Consider the following 17,275-nt stretch of genomic DNA (forward strand, 5'->3'; position numbering starts at 1 on the left):
GGCGAAGACACGCGCCGAAACGGGCACTTGGTGGCGCCGGGACGGAAGTCCCGGAGAGACTGTCGGCATGAGTGACGAGGACCCGTACCTGTGGTTGGAAGACGTGACCGGCGAGGAAGCGCTGGATTGGGTGCGAGCCCGCAACGACGAGGCCCTGGCGGAACTGTCCACCGGTGACCGGTTCGCCGGGATCCGCGACGAGGTCCGCGAGGTCCTCGACGCCGACGACCGGATCCCGTACGTCCGGCGCCGCGGCGAATACCTGTACAACTTCTGGCAGGACTCGGCCCATCCCCGCGGCCTGTGGCGCCGCACCACCCTCGAGCAATACCGGCTCGACACGCCGGAGTGGGAGCTCCTGCTCGACGTCGACGCGCTGGCCGAGGCCGACGGCGAGAACTGGGTGTGGCAGGGCGCGGCCGTCCTCCGTCCGGGTTATCACCGCGCGCTGGTGGAACTGTCGCGCGGCGGTGCCGACGCGACCGTGGTCCGCGAGTACGACCTCGACGAGCGCCGTTTCGTCGAGGACGGGTTCTTCGTCCCCGAGGCCAAGACCCGGATCGGCTGGATCGACCGCGACCACGTCTACATCGGCACCGACTTCGGCACCGGGACGCTGACCAGTTCGGGCTATCCGAGGCTGGCGAAGGAATGGCGGCGCGGCACCCCGCTCGAAGAGGCGACGGTGGTCTTCGAGGGCAAGCCGGACGACGTTTCGGTGTCCGCCCACCACGACCCGACCGAGGGCTGGGAGCGCGACTTCGTCTACCGGTCGATCGACTTCTACCGCACGGAGCGGTACCTCCGGACGCCCGGCGGACTGGAGCGGATCCAGGTCCCCGAAGACGCGCAGACGTCCTCGCACCGTGAATGGCTGCTGATCCGGCTTCGTTCGGAATGGACCGTCGAAGGCACGACGTATCCCGCCGGCACCCTGCTCGCCTCCGGCTTCGACGCGTTCATGGCGGGCGAGCGCGCCTTCACGACCGTCTTCACGCCGGACGCGCACACGTCCCTGGAGTACTGGGTGTGGACGCACAACCACCTGCTGCTCTCGACGCTGTCCGACGTCCGGACCGAGCTGCGCGTGCTCACGCCGTCCGACGGCTGGTCCTCCCAGCCGCTCGCCGGCGCCCCGGACCTGGGCACGGCGCAGATCACCGGCACCGACCCCGACGTCAGCGACGAGTACCTGCTCGACTCCAGCGGCTACACCCAGCCGTCGACGCTGAAGTACGGGCACGTCGGCGGCGACGTCGAAGTCCTCAAGCGTGCCCCGTCGTTCTTCGACAGCGAAGGCATGACGGTCTCGCAGTACTTCGCGACGTCCGAAGACGGCACGAAGATCCCGTACTTCGTCGTACGTCCCTCCGGCGCCGAAGGCGGGCCGACGCTCCTGACCGGGTACGGCGGCTTCGAAGTCTCGCTGACCCCCGGCTACAGCGGCGTGATCGGCCGTGGCTGGCTCTCGCGCGGCGGCACCTACGTCGTCGCGAACATCCGCGGCGGCGGGGAATACGGGCCGGACTGGCACACCTCGGTGACCAAAGCCAAGCGCTACAAGGTCTACGAGGACTTTTCGGCCGTCGCCGCCGACCTCGTCGAGCGCGGCATCAGCGAGCCGTCCCGCCTCGGCATCCAGGGCGGCAGCAACGGCGGGCTGCTGATGGGCGTCATGCTCACGCGCTATCCGCACCTGTTCGGCGCCATCGTCAGCCAGGTGCCGCTGCTGGACATGAAGCGCTACCACAAGCTCCTCGCGGGAGCGTCGTGGATGGCCGAGTACGGCGACCCCGACGACCCGGCGGAATGGGACTTCATCGGGAAGTACTCGCCGTATCAGAACGTCCGGAGCGGAGCCGGGTATCCGCCGGTCCTGTTCGTCACCTCCACCAGGGACGACCGGGTGCATCCCGCGCACGCGCGCAAGATGGTCGCGCGGATGCTGGAGCAGGGCCACGACGTCCGCTACCACGAGAACATCGAGGGCGGGCACGGCGCGGCGGCCGACAACGAGCAGCTGGCGTTCAAATGGGCGCTGATGCTGGAATTCCTGTGGGAGAAGCTCGCCTGATGACGACGTGTCATGAAGGGTCCCCATAGGACACTTTTCGTCCCATGGGGACCCTTCATGACACCTGAGCCTCACTCCGCCACCTTCGCCAGCACCACCCCTCCCACGATGAGCGCCAGCGCGGCGAACCGCCCGAAGCTGAGCGGGTCCTTGTGGATCACGATGCCGAACACGATCGCGCCCACCGCGCCGATGCCGGTGAACACGGCGTACGCGGTCCCCACCGGGAGCGTGTCCATCGCCTTCGACAGCAGGTAGACAGCCGCGACACCGAGCACGAAGCACAGCACGGTCGGCCAGAGCCGGGTGAAGTTCTCCGTCGGCTTGATGCTCTGCGACCAGGCGACCTCGACGACTCCGGCCAGCAGCAGGATTCCCCAGCCCATTACGATTCCCTTCCGTTCGCGGCCAGCTTTTCGGCCGTCAGGAGCGCTTGGTCCCGCGACGCGATCCGATCGGGGTCGCGCGGGCTCAGCCGCGGGTCGACGAGGGCGTTCGCGAGTTCGGAATGCAGGAAAGTGACGTCGCGGACGTCGTAGTGCCCGGCGAAGAAGTCGCGCAGGTAGCGCTCGTGATGGTCGACCGGCTCCCGGGGCGTGCCCGGCAGGTAGGTGCCGCCACGCGCGCCCGCGACCACGAAAGCCTTGCCCGCCAACGACATCTTCGGGAACGTCACCTGGTCGATCCAAAGTTTGAGCGTCGCGGGGATCGAGAAGTTGTACATCGGCGCCCCGATCAGGACGACGTCGGCGGCGAGCAGTTCGGCCAGCAGCGGCTCGATGACCGCCCAGGCCTCACGCTGCTCCGGCGTCTTCACCACCGAGGCGTACCCGGCCGGATCGGTGATGCCTTCGGTGAGGAGGGCGTCGCAGATCTCGGTCCAGGCCTGGCCGATCGGCGGCACCGGAGCGGCCGCGACGTCGCGATAGGTGTACTCCGCGCCAGGGTGCGCGGCACGCCAGACTTCGGCGAAGCGAGCGCTCAGCTCGCGGGAGAACGACGCGCTGCGGGCGCTGGAGTCGAGGTGGAGAAGGTGGCTCATCGGGGCCTCCCGGACCAGGAAGTGGACACGGCGTCCACTTGCTTCGCCGGGTACAAGTGGACGCCGCGTCCGGATATTCCCTAGGCTGCGGACATGCCGACGGAAGATCTACTCGGAGGCGGCCCGGGGCGGGAACGCTCGGACGCCGCCCGTAACCGCGCGAAGATCCTGAAGGCCGCCGAGGAGCTCTTCGCCGCACGTCCGGCCGCGGACGTCACCATGGAGAACATCGCCCAAGCCGCCGGAGTCGGCCGCGCCACGCTGTACCGGCGCTACCCGGACCGCTCGGCGATCGCCGTCGCCCTGCTGGACGAACACGAGCGGGAACTTCAGGAGCGACTGCTCACCGGCCCTCCCCCGCTGGGCCCCGGCGCGCCGCCCGCCGAGCGGCTGGCCGCGTTCTACGCGGCGATGATCGATCTGCTCGCGCGGCACGCGCATCTCGTCCTCGGCACCGAGGTCGGGCATTCGCGGTTCACCACCGGCGCGTACCGGCTGTGGCGCACCCATGTCCGGCTCCTCGCCGGGCAGGCGGGGGCGAAGGATCCGGACGCGCTCGCCGACATCCTGCTGGCGCCGCTCGCCCCGGAGGTGTTCCTCCATCAGACGGGCGAGCTCGGCCTGAGCGCCGAGCGGATCACCGACGCGCTGAGCGAGCAGGCGCGGCGAGCGCTGTCCTGATCAGCCGGCGAGACCGTCGACGACGACCTTCATCACGGCCTGCCAGTGCTCCCACTGCGCGGCCCGCTCTTCCGGGCCGGCGAGCCGCTCCTGATGGAAGACCACCGTCGTCTTGTCCGGCCCGGCGGGGCGGAGTCCCACCTGGACCGTGCTCTCGTGGTCCCAGTCCCTCGGCCGCCAGGTGAGACGGATCTTCTCGCGTTCGCGGTAGCCGCGGACCTCGCCCACGGTGCCCTCGGCCGTCTCGTACGGCGCGCCCTTTTCCGGCTCCAAGCGCACCTCACCCAGCCAGGCCGCGAGGCCCGGACCCGAGAGATAGTCCCAAACCCGCTCCAGCGGATAGGCCACCGTCTTGGAGACGCCGATCTCCCAGCCCGCGTCCTTCGTCTTCCCGATCATCACGCCTCCGCCGTAACCGTCTTACCTGGTTTCCGAAACCGACTATAGTGGTTACATGACTCCGGGAACAAGACTGCTCGTCAACGCCCAGGGTGAGCGGTACCGGTTCGATCCGGGCAGCCTCAGCCTCGAACTGATGCTGACCGGCGGACCCGGCCCGTACGAGCGCTACGAGATCGCGCATACGCCGTCCGACCTCGCCGACTGGTTCACCGGCTCCCGGCTGGGGCTGACCGCTCCCCTGACCGACGTCCGGATCCGGCCCGCCGAACTCACCGCGCTCAAGGAGCTCCGGGACACCCTCTACCGCGTGGCGCCCGCCCTCGCCCGCGGCGAAGCGCCGTCGGACGACGACCTCGCCTTGCTGAACAGCGCGACCGAGGCGACCCCCAGGCCGCTCGTGGACCCGCAGACCCGGAAACTCGCCTGGGCGCCGCCCGTCACCGGCAAGCAGCTCCTCGGCGCCGTCGCCCGCGACGCCATCGACCTCGTCGCGGGCGAACGGTCCGGTCGCGTCCGCGAATGTTCGGCGGACGACTGCCATCTGCTGTTCTTCGACACCTCGCGCTCGGGCAACCGCCGCTGGTGCTCGATGGAGCGCTGCGGCAACCGCGCCAAGATCCGGGCCTACCGCGCACGCGCCGAAACCGCCTGATCGCTAGGATTCCCGGCGATGCAAGGTGAGGCGAAACTCGAACAGCGCGTCGTCGAGACGGCGGAGAAGCTGCTGTCCAAGCGAAAAGCGGTGACCGCGCTCGACGTCCTGACCGGGATCGGCTGGCTGACGGACAACGTCGTCGACGCCTGGCACCGCGGCCGGGTCCCCGTGCTGACGGCGGCGCTGTCGGTGCCCCCGGAGAAGCTGACCTTCGCCCTGAACGCGCTTCAACGCTGGGCGAAGGGAAAAGCCCTCGAAAGCACGGAGATCGAGCACGTCGGGGCGACCCGCGACCGGACTCCGCTGAAAGCCGCGTCGGGCGAGCTGGCCGGTCTCGAACCCCTGTTCCGGACGCAGTGGATCATGCCGGGGCTGTCCGAGGCCAAACGGGCGCAAGTCGTCGCCCGGCAGAAGAAGGCGCCGGATCTCATCGTCTCCGTGGCGCTGAAAGACTGGCTTTGCGCCGACTGCGGTGGCACTGGCGACCTGCTGTTCTTCGAGAACGAAAAGTCGTACTGCCTCGACTGCGCCGACCTCGGCCACCTGGTCTTCCTGCCCTCGGGCGACACCGCCCTGACCCGCCGGGCGAAGAAAGCGAGCCGGCTCTCCGCCGTCGTCATCCGGTTCAACCGCTCACGGAAACGCAGTGAGCGGCAAGGACTTCTGGTCGAGGACGCGGCGCTGCGCAGCGCCGAGGAACAGTGCCTCGCCGACGAAGACGTCCGGGAACGCCGCCGCGGCCGTGATCGCGAGCGGCGCGCGCGGGAGGACGTCGAGTTCACCGCCCGGTTCTTCGCCGCGATCACCGCGATGTTCCCCGGCTGCCCGCCGGAGCGGGCGCGGGCCATCGCCGAACACGCGGGCCTGCGCGGCAGCGGCCGGGTGGGCCGCTCCGCCGCCGGACGGGAACTGGCCGAACGGGCGGTGTTCCTCGCCGTCGTCGCCTCGATCCGGCACCTGGACACCGACTACGACGATCTCCTCATGGCGGGTGTCGAGCGCCAGGCCGCGCGCGACCGGATCCATCCCGCCATCGAAGCCGTGCTCGACCGCTGGCGTTCCTGACCGCTGTCACGTTCCGGGCGCGGGCTTCGTCCGGGAAGCATGAATTCCGCCTATCTCACCGTGGCCATCGTGACGATCGTGCTCAACGCCGGGATCGCCGCCGCCGACTTCGCGCGGGTCCCGTTCGTGCTCAAGAACTCCGGCGAAGTCGACGTGCCGCCGTCCTGGATCACGCCGCTGGCATCGCTGAAGGCGGCGGGCGCGGCCGGACTGCTGCTCGGCCTTCTCGGGGTGCCGTTCGTCGGGACCGCGGCGGCCGCCGGGCTCGTGCTGTTCTACGTCGGCGCCGTGATCACCCATGTGCGCGCCCGCGTCCTCTACAACATCGCCTTCCCCGGCGCTTTCCTCGCGCTGGCCGTCGCGACCTTCGTCCTTGACCTAGCTCAAGCCAGGTAAGGACCGAAATGCCCGGCGACGACGTCCGCGACCGCTTCGGCGTCCCGCGAGCCGTCGACCTCCAGCACCCGGACGCCGAGCCTCTTCGCGACGCGGACGGCGTCTTCGGCGACGAGCCGGTCTCGCTCGATCCGGTTGCGCCGCGCCCGCTCGGGGTCGCTGACCCGGTGCACCACCGCCGCGGCGCGGGGCAGCACGCGGAGCTGATGCTCGCGGAAGTCGTCGGTGGGCACCATGACGATCATCCGCCGCGGCGAATCCAGGAGCGGCGCGACGAGCTCCGGGCGCAGTCCCCAGCCTTCGGCGAGGATGGGGCGCCCGGAGACCAGCGCGCGCAGATCGTCCAGAGCCCACTCGAAGCGTGCCGGGAACCCGGCGATCGTGTCGGCCGCCATCCGCCCGGGCGTGGTGTCCACCCAGACGGTGTCCGGGTCGGGGTCCGCGGTGGGCAAACCGTTGCCGACGCGATGGGCGACGCGACGGTCCTGGTGAGCGCGCGCGTCGTGGAAGTCGTAGTGGTAGACGGTGATCCCGTGGCGACGCGCCAGCAGCCGCGACACGGTGGACTTTCCCGCCCACTGGCCGCCGCAGATCCACAGCGCCTGGCCGAGGGTGCCGAAGGGATCGAAGATTCCGCCGTCAGTGGTCACCGGGGACTCCATTCCCGATCGCGAGCAACGACCCTTTCGTGAGCAGGACCAGTCTCGACGGCGCCTGACCACGAAGGTCCCTGATCCGCTGCGTGACCCGGACACGCTCCCGCACAGCGCCTTCCTGGTCGATCCGGAACAGCGTCCCGCCCCCGTCGGCGATCGCGAACCCGCCGTCGACGGACGCGACCGAGGGCACGAATCGCCGGTCGTGATCGATCCTCCACCGCACGGTCCCGTCCGACTCGTCGACCGCTGTGCAGCCACCCCGCAGATGGGCCAGCCACAGCAGGCCGCCGCACCGTTCGACCGCCCTGGGGATGAGATCGTGCTCGGCACGGAACAGAGTCTCGGCTTTCCTTTCGGACGAACGGATCCGGACGACCGAGCGATCACCGCACCGCACGAGGACGCCGCCCGAGCCGTCCGGGACGAAGGCGGGCCCGGCGTCGGGTCCGAGGAGCGGCCCTGGGAGGGACCACTCGGCCAGCTCCCGGCCGTCAGCCCGGTCGATCAAGCGCACGGATTCGCCACCCGGTTCCCCGACCAGGAACCCGGCAGCGGTGGCGACCGGAAGTGCCGTGCGGCGGCGATCCTTCGCCCGCCAACGCAGATCACCGGTGCGGAGGTCCACTGCGGACAGTGGCGTGTAGCCGCGCCAGCCGCCCACGAGTACCAGGCCTTCGTGCGCCACGACGTGACCGGCGAAAGCCCCCGGCTCCCTCTGCCAGACGTCTTCCCCGGTTCCGACGTCCAGGCAGAGAAGTCTGCTGACGTTCTGGGGGATCACCAGGCAGTACCGGTCTTCGATCACGAGGTTCCGTGGCCACGTCCCGACCGGGACATCCCAGCGCACCGAACCGTCGGCCGGATCGAGAGCGACCACTCTCGTGCTCCGCTCGTGCACCACCAGATGATGCGCGGTGGCCGCCAGCGCGCACGGCGAACCGGCTTGATGCAGCGGCCGTTCCCAGCGGACGTCGAACACGGGACCAGTTCAGCAGCCGCCCGGCCGCCGCGCAATCGAGTTCGCCGAGCCGGCCAGTTACCTAAACTACGAGCCTCGATTCCGACACTGGAGGTTCCATGCCCAAGGGCTACTGGGTCAGCGTCTACCCCACCATCACTGACCCTGAGGGGCTGGATGTCTACAACGAACTGGCCGGTCAGGCCGTCAAGGCCGCGGGCGGGCGGGTGCTCGCGCGCGGCGGCGGCAGGGTCGTCGCACACGAAGCCGGAATCGCCGAGCGCGTCGTCCTGATCGAGTTCGACAGCTTCGAACAGGCGACCGCCGCATACGAGAGCGCGGCCTACCAAAAGGCGCTGGCCGCACTCCCCGACGGCTTCGAGCGCGACTTCCGCATCATCGAGGGAATCGGCTGACCGAGGGGGAGCCCGTCTCGACGGCGGGCTCCCCTCGTTCTCAGCTACAGCCGGAGGTCGCTCCGCACCCTTCACAGGCGTAGCACGAACCGGCGGGCCGCATCTTGGTGCCGCACGTCATGCAGAGCGGCGCGTCGGAAGCGGTGCCGAGGTTCAGTTCCACCAGTTCCGCCGTCGAATGCGCCACCCTGGCGGGAGCCGCGGGCGATGAGTCCACTGTGGACCGAAGGGCGTCGATGTCGACGTTCTCCGGTTCCGCGGCGGGAGCGGTGCCGTAGTTCGCCTCGACCTGCGCCGAGCGCTCGTCGGCGGTGAAGATGCCGAGCTGCGAGCGCTTTTCGTACGGCAGGTAGTCCAGCGCCAGCCTGCGGAACAGGTAGTCCATGACGCTGGTGGCGATCCGGATGTCCGGGTCGTCGGTCATGCCGGCGGGCTCGAAGCGCAGGTTGGAGAACTTCGAAACGTAGAACTCCAGCGGGATCCCGTGTTGCAGGCCGACCGAGATCGACATCGAGAACGCGTCCATCACGCCGGACAGCGTCGAACCCTGCTTGCCGAGCTTCACGAAGATCTCGCCGAGCCCGTCGTCCGGATAGGACCCGGCGTGCAGGTAACCCTCGGCGCCGCCGACGGTGAACGACACCGTCTGGCTCGGGCGCTTCTTCGGCAGGCGCTTGCGGACCGGCCGGTACTCGACGACCTTTTCGGCCTCGGGCTCGGCCTTCTCCTTCTTGCCGGTGGACAGCGGCTGGCCGACCTTGCAGTTGTCGCGGTAGATCGCGAGCGCCTTGAGGCCGTACTTCCAGCCCTGGAAGTAGATCTCCTCGACCTCTTCGACGGTCGCCGACTCGGGCATGTTGACCGTCTTGGAGATCGCGCCGGACAGGAACGGCTGCACCGCGGCCATCATCCGGACGTGCCCCATCGGCGCGATGGACCGCTCCCCCACCGCGCAGTCGAACACCTCGTAGTGCTCCTCACGCAGACCGGGGGCGTCGACGACGTGGCCGTGCTGGGCGATGTACTCGACGATCGCTTCGACCTGCTCGGTCTGGTAACCGAGCGCGGCCAGTGCGCGCGGGATGGTCTGGTTGACGATCTGCATCGACCCGCCGCCGACCAGCTTCTTGAACTTGACCAGCGAGAAGTCCGGCTCGATGCCGGTCGTGTCGCAGTCCATCATGAACCCGATGGTGTTGTGACTGACGAAACCATTGGCGACGTAGGTGACATTGTCCGGCACCGACAGGTCATAGGTGGGCTGAACGCCACCGTCCTCATTGGATTTGGCGGCCTCGAAGAGATAATCGAGCGCCCGGCCCAGCCGAGGGTCGAAAGTCTCGGAGTAGATCCGGCGCGCCAACATCCGCGCCACTCCGCCAGTCCTCCGCAACGACTGCACGACCGCATCGCGGTACTCGTGTCCGGAGGGCACGAGCTCGTCCCACACGGACCGCGGAAGACGCACCCGATCTCCCTTGGCAGACCCGTCCGGCTCCAGGCATACCATCGACCGCGCCTTGCGCTCACCGATGAAACCGACGATCTCGTCGAAGGTCATGGCGTGGTCGACGTTGCGCAACCGGATCTGCAGAACCTGCCCGCCGAACCCGCTGGTCGTCCGGCGGGTCGTCGTCACCAGGCCCAGAGCCAGCAGCATGGTCCGGAGATCCTCACCAAAGAGCTCCGAGGAGGTCGAGACACTCGGCACTCCTTCGAGCACGGTGCCGTCGGCCTCGAAAACTCCGCGAAGGAACGCTGCGTAGACCTCGGGGTCGTTGGTCTCCCGGATACTCGCGGGAACCCTGGGAGTCCAGCCTTTACCAGTGTGGTCGGAACCAGGAAGTTCCTTCGCGAACCCAGCCGCCTTCCACCACCGGGCGAGCCGGACGGACTGGAGGGTTACCTCCTGATAGCCCTGACGCTCATGGACCACGGGTTCGAGGCCGAAAAGGGCCTTGCTCAAGATCCGCAAGCGTTCGGCGACATCGAGATCGGTTTCGGCCACGCAGAGCCGGATGCCCTTCGCGTGCAGGCTGCCGTCGCCTTCGAAGTACCCCACCAGTTCCGCGAGGTCGGCGGTGACCTCGTCCGGCACCCGGATGTCACGGTCGCCCGCGTAGTACGCCTGGTCGAGCACAGGAAGCGGAACCCGGCGGGGGGCACCGACCAAACCACCCAGCTGCAGGGGCACCAGGTCACCGGACCGGATGTCGGCGAGTCGCTTCCAGACCCAGGCCCCGGTCTCCGGTTCCACCACCTTGACCCGATGGGCGAGGGTCCCCTGGATCCGATATCCGCCCTTGGTCTCGATCCGGCGAGTGGGCTCCTCACCGTTGACGAAGAACTTCGCGGCTCGGCGCGGGCCTTCGTCGGTCGCGACCGTGAATCCGACATCCTGCCAGCGGTCCCCGTACAACTCACCGAGTTCGGAAAGCCGGGCCAGTCCGCGGTCGGTGGTGACCAGGGTGTCCGCGGTGAGGCATCCGGTGGGCGCGAGCACCGAGGCCTGCGCGTTGCGCCAGCCGCTGGTCTCGCCCAGTTCGATGCCGCGCTTCCACTCCTGGGTCGCGAGGGCGCGTACCGAGGCGTCGTTCGAGTGATACGTCCGCACGAGGTCGTTGGCGGCGGCGTGCTTGCGCATCACCCGCTGGTGCGCCTCGGCGTTGCGCGCGTAACCCTCGTACGGCCCGACGACCGCGGCGAGCTCGGCCGAACGCCGGTACGAGACGCCGGTCATCAGCGACGTGATCGCGGCGGCGAGCGCGCGGCCGCCGTCGGAGTCGTAGGCGTGCCCGAGCGCCATCAGCAGCGCTCCGAGGTTCGCGTACCCGATGCCCAGCTGGCGGAACTTGCGGGTGGTGTCGCCGATCGCCTCGGTCGGGAAGTCGGCGAAGCAGATCGAGATGTCCATCGCGGTGATGACCAGCTCGACGGCCTTCGCGAACAGCGGCGCGTCGAAACCGCCGTCCTCGGTGGCGAACTTGAGCAGGTTCAGCGAAGCGAGGTTGCAACTGGAGTTGTCCAGGTGCATGTACTCCGAACACGGGTTGGACGCGGTGATCCGGCCCGATTCGGGGCAGGTGTGCCAGTCGTTGATCGTGTCGTCGTACTGCAGGCCCGGATCCGCGCACTCCCAGGCGGCCTGCGAGATGGTGCGGAACAGCTTCTTGGCGTCGACCCGGTCGAGGACCTCGCCGGTCATCCGCGACCGCAGGCCGAAGTCACCCTCGCTCTCGACCGCGCGCATGAACTCGTCGGAGACGCGGACCGAGTTGTTCGCGTTCTGGTACTGGACGGAGGTGATGTCCGAGCCGGAGAGGTCCATGTCGAACCCGGCGTCACGGAGGACCTTGATCTTCTCCTCTTCGCGGGCCTTGGTCTGCACGAACTCCTCGACATCCGGGTGATCGACGTCGAGGACGACCATCTTCGCCGCGCGCCGGGTGGCACCGCCGGACTTGATGGTGCCCGCGGAGGCGTCGGCGCCGCGCATGAAGGAGACCGGACCGGACGCGGTGCCTCCGGAGGACAGCAGCTCACGCGAGGAACGGATGCGGGAGAGGTTCAAGCCTGCCCCGGAGCCGCCCTTGAAGATCAGGCCTTCCTCGCGGTACCAGTTGAGGATCGACTCCATGGTGTCGTCGACCGCGAGGATGAAGCAGTTGTGGACCCGGAGATTGCCGGACAGGTACTCCCCGGACTCGGTCTGGATGTCGTAGACGGGCATCTCGCCGCGGCTTTCGATGGCGGCGATCTGCAGGCGTTTGGTGTCGAGCGCGGGACGTCCCGGCTTCTCGAACGACGCTTCGAGCTTCGCGGCCTTGACCGGGTCCAGGAAACCGATGGCGTCGGCGAAGATCCGGCGGTCACCCGCGTTCTGGATCCGGATTCCCCACAGATCGTGCCGGTTGTCCCGCTTCTCCGCCTTGCGACCGACCCGCGCGAAGATGCCGAACCTGGACAGAAGGTGCTGGATCCCGCGGATCAGGTCTTCGCTGATCATGTCGAGCCCGACCAGCGTCGACCGCTCACGTTCGGATACGTAGCCTTCGGCCTGGAAGATGCTGCGGAGATAGGCCGCCACCACGGGCAACGGCGCGGTGTTCAGATCTTCGGGGACCGTCATGTCGAGGCCGCGAGCACGCAAGCCCCAGTCGCTCACGAAGGCTTCCAGCCCGGTCCCGTAGAGACGGGTACGGCGGCAGTCCAGCGTCGGGTCCTGTGTCTCGACTTTCCGCTCATGCCGGTGGACATCGGGGAAGACCTTGTCGAGAGCGCGCTGCACCCACGCGAGCTCGGCGTCGGTGACCGTCATGGCCTCGATCGTCAGCGAGCGATTGGTCCCCTCGTACTGGCCTACGAAGCCATCCGATTGCAACCAGCCCGCGAGGGCGGCCTCGGCCACGTCCCGCTCGTTGATCTCCGTCTCGCCGAAGGCATCGCGCCGGTGCCATTCGAGGGTGTCCCCGACCCGGAGTTCCCCTGCGGGTACGAAGGAACCGCCACTTCCTGTCGAACGCCAGACGAGGTGATCGGCTGTCACATCGAGACGGTGACCGGATTTCGTCGTGAGGCGGAGGACCTCTTTGATCCCGTTCGCTTTGGTGGCGATCACCTTGGTGAGGCCGTGCGCGTCGTAGACCTTCGCGCCCACCGCGTTCAGCTCGACGATGCGCCCGATGGGCACCGCGCCGGCGGGAGTGTTGACCAGGGCGTCGTACGGCTGGCAGGCCGAGACTTGCTGCTTCGACGTCGTGCCGACGTTGAACCACACCGGGGAGTTGAAGCTGAACACCTGGTGCAGCAGCATCCAGGTCAGCTCGTGCTCGAAGACCTCGGCGTCGGCGGGTGTGGCGAAATAGCCGTGTTCACGGCCCGCGTTGACGTAGGAGTGGACGACGCGGTCGATCAGCTGCTTGAGGCTCTGCTCGCGCTGGGGTGAGCCGACGGCGCCGCGGAAGTACTTGCTGGTGACGATGTTCGTCGCGTTGACCGACCAGAAGTCGGGGAATTCGACCCCGCGCTGCTCGAAGTTGACCGTGCCGTCGCGCCAGTTCGTCATCACGACGTCCCGGCTCTCCCAGGTGACCTCGTCGTACGGGTGGACGCCTTCGGTGGTGAAGACGCGCCGGACGGCGAGCCCACCGGCATGCTGTTGCTTCTTCTTCCCACTCGTCCGCGTTGTGGCCGGGTTGCCTGTTCCCACGGTCTCGGTCATGGGTCTTCCCTCACTCCCACGCGGGAGGCGGCATCAGCCGTCTTTCGCGTCTTGATCGCTCTCGTCCGGTGCGGCAGCCATGGCCTCACGAAGGTCCGAGATCTCCTTCTCGAAGTCCTCGACCGAGGAGAAGGAGCGGTAGACACTGGCGAACCGGAGATAGGCGACGCCGTCGAGTTCGCGCAGGGGGCCCAGGATCGCCAGGCCGACCTCGTGACTCGGGATCTCCGCCAGGCCCGCCGACCGGATCGACTCCTCGACCCGCTGCGCGAGCTGCTGCAGCGCGTCGTCGTCGACCGGCCTGCCCTGACAGGCGCGGCGCACCCCCCGGACCACCTTGTCCCGGCTGAACTGCTCGGTGACCCCGGACCGTTTGACGACGGCGAGCACCATCGTCTCCGAAGTGGTGAAGCGCCGGCCGCAAGCGGCGCACGAGCGCCTCCGCCGGATCGCCTGACCCTCATCCACCTCTCGGGAGTCGACGACCCGAGAGTCCGCATGCCGGCAGAACGGGCACCTCATCCGCCGATCACCTTCCCCTCCGCGCCGGCCGGTCCCGAATGGACGCCCGCCCCGTCGCCACGCAACGACGGAAAAGATCGACATGTGGATCGATCTGTGGACATCCGGTGGGTGAACACCGGCCAGCTGTGGACAACTGGTACCGAGTCTACCCCAAGCTATGGACCAACTACAGCCATGTAACTACTACATATAGCGGTGGAGACTAGATCGCAGGTGAGACGCGCGCAAGCGCGACGACCGGTCCGATCAGACACGAAAGGGGAGCTCACCCACGGCGGGTGAGAGCGGCCTCCGGCATCACCTCCCACCCTCCGCGACCCCTGTCGCGACCGGGACCGTGAGCGGCAGTCCGGGCACGAGAACGGCGTCTTCCAGGGAATTGAGTTCCTTGATCTTGTCGACGACCGCGCCGGTGTCACTGCCTGGCGCGAATCGAGCCGCGAGATCCGCGAGGGTCTCCCCCTCGGAAACGGACACCGTCGTGGTCTGTTCGGGCACCGCGGCGCCCGGGACACCGGTCAGGAACAGACCCAATCCGGTGACGACACCGGCGACGAGCAAGGCCATCCCGACGAGGGACGGCCACCGGAGCGGGAGCCGCCGGGGCGCCGGGCACGCCGGGGAGGAGGTCGCCACACCGGGACGACGGCCCGCCACGACCCGCGCCCTGGTCGGCGGGCGCAAGGGCTCGGCACGCCTGCCCCGCACCACTCGCACGGGCCGGGTGACCCCTGCCGGAACGGGCCCGGGGGAACTGGGTCGCACCAGTCCTCGATCGGCCAGAATCGACATCGGAACCTCCTCGCAACTCCTGCTGCACTCGGCGCCGGGCCGGAACCCGGCGATCAAGATCGAACACGCGTTCTATCGAACGCCCGTGCGAATGTGTACCACCTCCCACCGACAAAAATCGAGCGACACGGCGTGTCCATCGAACAGATGTTTGAAATCGTCGCCCCGGCGGGCTAACGTCGTTGACCAGGGCGTCTGCTGCGCGGACGCCGCCGGTGCCGTGGGCGGGGAAGATCGTCCGCCACCGGCGAAAACACGCGAAGTCGGTCCGGGGGAACCGGACGCACTGGGAGGCGACGCAGAGATGAAGGAGCGAGACGGTGGCTAAGGAGAGCAAGGCGGGGAACGCGCCTAGGGGCTCGGGCAAGGTGCGCGCCTTGCCCGAGGTCTACGAGGTGGACGAGACCCTGACCGTGCGTCAGCAGCAGGTTCTCGACGTGATCAAACTGTGGGTCAGCCGCTTCGGCTACCCGCCGAGTGTGCGTGAGATCGGCGAGGCGGTCGGGCTGACCTCGACCTCGTCGGTGTCGCACCAGTTGCAGGCCCTGCAGCGCAAGGGTTATCTGCGACGCGACCCGAACCGCCCGCGTGCGGTGGGGGTGCTCGCCACGACGGACGACAACCCGATGGGCATCGACGTCGAGCAGCCGCAGTCGGCCGCGAAGGCCGCGTACGTACCGCTCGTCGGCCGGATCGCCGCCGGTGGACCGGTGCTGGCGGAGCAGGCGATCGAAGACGTCTTCCCGCTGCCGAGGGAGATCGTCGGTGAAGGTGAGCTCTTCCTGCTCAGCGTCACCGGTGACTCGATGGTCGACGCCGCCATCACCGACGGCGACTGGGTCGTCGTGCGCCAGCAGCCGACCGCCGACCCCGGCGAGATCGTGGCGGCGATGATCGACGGCGAGGCGACGGTCAAGACCTTCAAGCGCAAGGACGGCCACATCTGGCTGATGCCGCACAACGAGGCGTACGAGCCCATTCCGGGTGACGACGCCACGATCCTCGGCAAGGTCGTCGCCGTCCTCCGCAGGCTGTAGTCCGGAGCCGCCCTGGTCCAAAGCCGGAGCGCGCCGGGATCCCGGGTCGTCCAAGACCCGGGTCAGACTCGGCAAGCTTCGGTCAGGCGCGTCGTTTGCGGAGCTTGCCGACCAGCAGCAGGCCGCCGATCACGACGATCGCGGCGATACCGACCTGTAGGTAAGGGAAATCGGATCCCTGGCCCGTGCCACCGGCCGCGGACGTCCCGCCCGACGTGCTGCCTTCGGCTTTCGCCGCGTCCACGGCGAGTGCCGCCGCGCCCTTCACCGCGCGGATCTGCTCTCCGACGCCCTCCCCGCCGGACAGCAGGGTCCCGTCCGGTTCGAAGGCGATCGCCTCTCCCTGCTTTTCGTTCGGCAGAGGCACCCGCACGGGCTCGCGCTGCAACGCGCTCTTCAGATCTCCGTCGGTGACGGCGTAGAGATAGGCGTCGGTATAGGTCCTCAGCGCGACCACGGAACTGTCGGCCATCGACGCCGCACCGGTCACCGTCATCGACCCGATCGACCCGACGGGCCCACCCGGTGTCGAGGTCTCCTTGATCTGCAGGGAACCCACGTTCTCCAGCGGGGTCGGGCCGGGGCTGGCGAGCGGCCCCGTCGGCCGGTACACCTTCGAGTCGCCGAACATGTCCTTGGTGATCAGGTACGGCGTGCCCGACCGATCCATGATCAGCGCCTCGACGTCGTGCTGCCCATCGGGATAGGTGAGCCGGTGGATCTTCGCTTCGCCCTGCGGAGTCAACGAGATCAGCGCGACGGTGTCCCGCCGTTTGCGGTTGTCGCCGGTGTCGGAAAGCCAGAAGGTGCCGTCGGCGGTGCGGGCGAGATCTTCGGGATCGTAAGGATCCGTGGAGGACGAGATGACCTTCTGGACCTTGCAGTCGCGGCCGAGCACGAAAACCTGTGTCTTGGTGCCGCCGTCGTTGAGCGCGTACAGGTGGTCGCCGTCGGAGACCAAGCCGGAAAGTTCACTGAGCCGGGAGTCGCCGTTCTTGCACACCGGCTGCGGGGCCGGGACTTCCTGTGCCACGGCGGGAGTCGTCCCGCCGATGAACGCCACCAGCACGACCGCCGCCGCGATAAGCCCCCGCACATCCACCTCCGTAGTGTGGAACCCCTGAAGTCCCACACTACGGAGACGTCCGGGGCGGCGTGCAGTTCGGTGCGAACGCCGAGATGGAGCGGAATGTCGCGTAGGCCACTTCAGCCGCGAACGGCTCGTAAGCGATGAAGCGGAGACGTGATCCGCGTGTTCCAACACCGAACTCGCGTGCTTGAAGGCGGAACTCGCGTGCTTGAGGGCGGAACTCACGTGACTGGAGGCCGCACTCGGGTGTTCGGCGTCTGAT

The 17,275-nt window shown here is 68.4% G+C and carries 16 protein-coding genes; 7 read left to right on the forward strand and 9 right to left on the reverse strand.

Annotated features, from left to right (window positions below; genetic code table 11):
• Positions 1 to 67 precede the first annotated feature (67 nt).
• Positions 68 to 2,074, forward strand: a complete 2,007-nt coding sequence (locus ACFWMR_RS26270) for a prolyl oligopeptidase family serine peptidase (protein WP_378380272.1) — start codon at positions 68 to 70, stop codon at positions 2,072 to 2,074.
• 71 nt (positions 2,075 to 2,145) lie between these two features.
• Here ACFWMR_RS26270 and ACFWMR_RS26275 read toward each other — a convergent pair whose 3' ends face one another.
• Together ACFWMR_RS26275 and ACFWMR_RS26280 are read right to left on the reverse strand one after the other, a co-directional pair.
• Positions 2,146 to 2,460, reverse strand: a complete 315-nt coding sequence (locus ACFWMR_RS26275) for a DMT family transporter (protein ID WP_093938405.1) — start codon at positions 2,458 to 2,460, stop codon at positions 2,146 to 2,148.
• Positions 2,460 to 3,116 carry an FMN-dependent NADH-azoreductase gene (locus tag ACFWMR_RS26280; RefSeq protein WP_378380273.1) on the reverse strand — a complete coding sequence of 219 codons (657 nt, stop codon included), beginning with the start codon at positions 3,114 to 3,116 and terminating at the stop codon, positions 2,460 to 2,462. The genes ACFWMR_RS26275 and ACFWMR_RS26280 overlap by 1 nt, the downstream gene beginning before the upstream one ends.
• Before the next feature lie 93 nt (positions 3,117 to 3,209).
• On the opposite strand from ACFWMR_RS26280, the gene ACFWMR_RS26285 reads away from it, so the two are divergent.
• Positions 3,210 to 3,797 (forward strand): TetR/AcrR family transcriptional regulator, encoded by a 588-nt coding sequence (locus ACFWMR_RS26285; RefSeq protein WP_378380274.1) that lies wholly within the window; start codon positions 3,210 to 3,212, stop codon positions 3,795 to 3,797.
• Here the strand turns inward: ACFWMR_RS26285 and ACFWMR_RS26290 are convergent, their stop codons facing one another.
• On the reverse strand, positions 3,798 to 4,196 hold the full coding sequence (locus tag ACFWMR_RS26290) for an SRPBCC domain-containing protein (RefSeq protein WP_378380275.1): 399 nt from the start codon (positions 4,194 to 4,196) through the stop codon (positions 3,798 to 3,800).
• 55 nt (positions 4,197 to 4,251) lie between these two features.
• On the opposite strand from ACFWMR_RS26290, the gene ACFWMR_RS26295 reads away from it, so the two are divergent.
• The 3 genes from ACFWMR_RS26295 to ACFWMR_RS26305 are packed head-to-tail and all read left to right on the forward strand — an operon-like array spanning position 4,252 to position 6,315.
• Positions 4,252 to 4,851 carry a CGNR zinc finger domain-containing protein gene (locus ACFWMR_RS26295; RefSeq protein WP_378380276.1) on the forward strand — a complete coding sequence of 200 codons (600 nt, stop codon included), beginning with the start codon at positions 4,252 to 4,254 and terminating at the stop codon, positions 4,849 to 4,851.
• A gap of 18 nt (positions 4,852 to 4,869) precedes the next feature.
• A complete protein-coding gene (locus ACFWMR_RS26300; protein WP_093938400.1) occupies positions 4,870 to 5,919 on the forward strand; it encodes a DUF2293 domain-containing protein in 1,050 nt (349 codons plus the stop codon).
• 39 nt (positions 5,920 to 5,958) lie between these two features.
• Positions 5,959 to 6,315, forward strand: coding sequence for a DoxX family protein (locus ACFWMR_RS26305; protein ID WP_378380277.1), 357 nt, complete (start codon positions 5,959 to 5,961; stop codon positions 6,313 to 6,315).
• Here the strand turns inward: ACFWMR_RS26305 and ACFWMR_RS26310 are convergent.
• A complete protein-coding gene (locus ACFWMR_RS26310) occupies positions 6,303 to 6,965 on the reverse strand; it encodes a hypothetical protein (RefSeq protein WP_378380278.1) in 663 nt (220 codons plus the stop codon). The two genes, ACFWMR_RS26305 and ACFWMR_RS26310, sit on opposite strands and share 13 nt — an antisense overlap.
• On the reverse strand, positions 6,955 to 7,953 hold the full coding sequence (locus tag ACFWMR_RS26315) for an outer membrane protein assembly factor BamB family protein (protein ID WP_378380279.1): 999 nt from the start codon (positions 7,951 to 7,953) through the stop codon (positions 6,955 to 6,957). Before ACFWMR_RS26315 ends, ACFWMR_RS26310 begins: the two co-directional genes overlap by 11 nt.
• Positions 7,954 to 8,051: 98 nt before the next feature.
• On the opposite strand from ACFWMR_RS26315, the gene ACFWMR_RS26320 reads away from it, so the two are divergent.
• Entirely contained in the window at positions 8,052 to 8,348 is a 297-nt protein-coding gene (locus ACFWMR_RS26320) for a DUF1330 domain-containing protein (RefSeq protein ID WP_378380280.1), read from the forward strand.
• A 40-nt stretch (positions 8,349 to 8,388) separates the two neighbouring features.
• Here ACFWMR_RS26320 and ACFWMR_RS26325 read toward each other — a convergent pair whose 3' ends face one another.
• From ACFWMR_RS26325 to ACFWMR_RS26335, 3 genes are all read right to left on the reverse strand, one after another.
• On the reverse strand, positions 8,389 to 13,569 hold the full coding sequence (locus ACFWMR_RS26325) for an adenosylcobalamin-dependent ribonucleoside-diphosphate reductase (RefSeq protein WP_378380281.1): 5,181 nt from the start codon (positions 13,567 to 13,569) through the stop codon (positions 8,389 to 8,391).
• A gap of 33 nt (positions 13,570 to 13,602) precedes the next feature.
• The gene (nrdR, locus tag ACFWMR_RS26330; RefSeq protein ID WP_037304189.1) at positions 13,603 to 14,091 is read right to left on the reverse strand and encodes a transcriptional regulator NrdR; all 489 of its coding nucleotides are present in this window, start codon (positions 14,089 to 14,091) and stop codon (positions 13,603 to 13,605) included.
• Positions 14,092 to 14,391: 300 nt separating this feature from the next.
• Positions 14,392 to 14,886 carry a LysM peptidoglycan-binding domain-containing protein gene (locus ACFWMR_RS26335; RefSeq protein ID WP_378275348.1) on the reverse strand — a complete coding sequence of 165 codons (495 nt, stop codon included), beginning with the start codon at positions 14,884 to 14,886 and terminating at the stop codon, positions 14,392 to 14,394.
• A gap of 320 nt (positions 14,887 to 15,206) precedes the next feature.
• Between ACFWMR_RS26335 and lexA the strand changes: the two genes are divergently transcribed.
• Positions 15,207 to 15,923 carry a transcriptional repressor LexA gene (gene lexA / locus ACFWMR_RS26340; RefSeq protein ID WP_037343289.1) on the forward strand — a complete coding sequence of 239 codons (717 nt, stop codon included), beginning with the start codon at positions 15,207 to 15,209 and terminating at the stop codon, positions 15,921 to 15,923.
• An 82-nt stretch (positions 15,924 to 16,005) separates the two neighbouring features.
• On the opposite strand, the gene ACFWMR_RS26345 is transcribed toward lexA, so the two are convergent.
• On the reverse strand, positions 16,006 to 17,019 hold the full coding sequence (locus tag ACFWMR_RS26345) for a hypothetical protein (RefSeq protein WP_378380282.1): 1,014 nt from the start codon (positions 17,017 to 17,019) through the stop codon (positions 16,006 to 16,008).
• Positions 17,020 to 17,275: the final 256 nt, after the last annotated feature.

Source organism: Amycolatopsis thailandensis (genome assembly GCF_042723255.1).
In the GTDB taxonomy this organism is placed as follows: Bacteria; Actinomycetota; Actinomycetes; order Mycobacteriales; family Pseudonocardiaceae; genus Amycolatopsis; species Amycolatopsis thailandensis.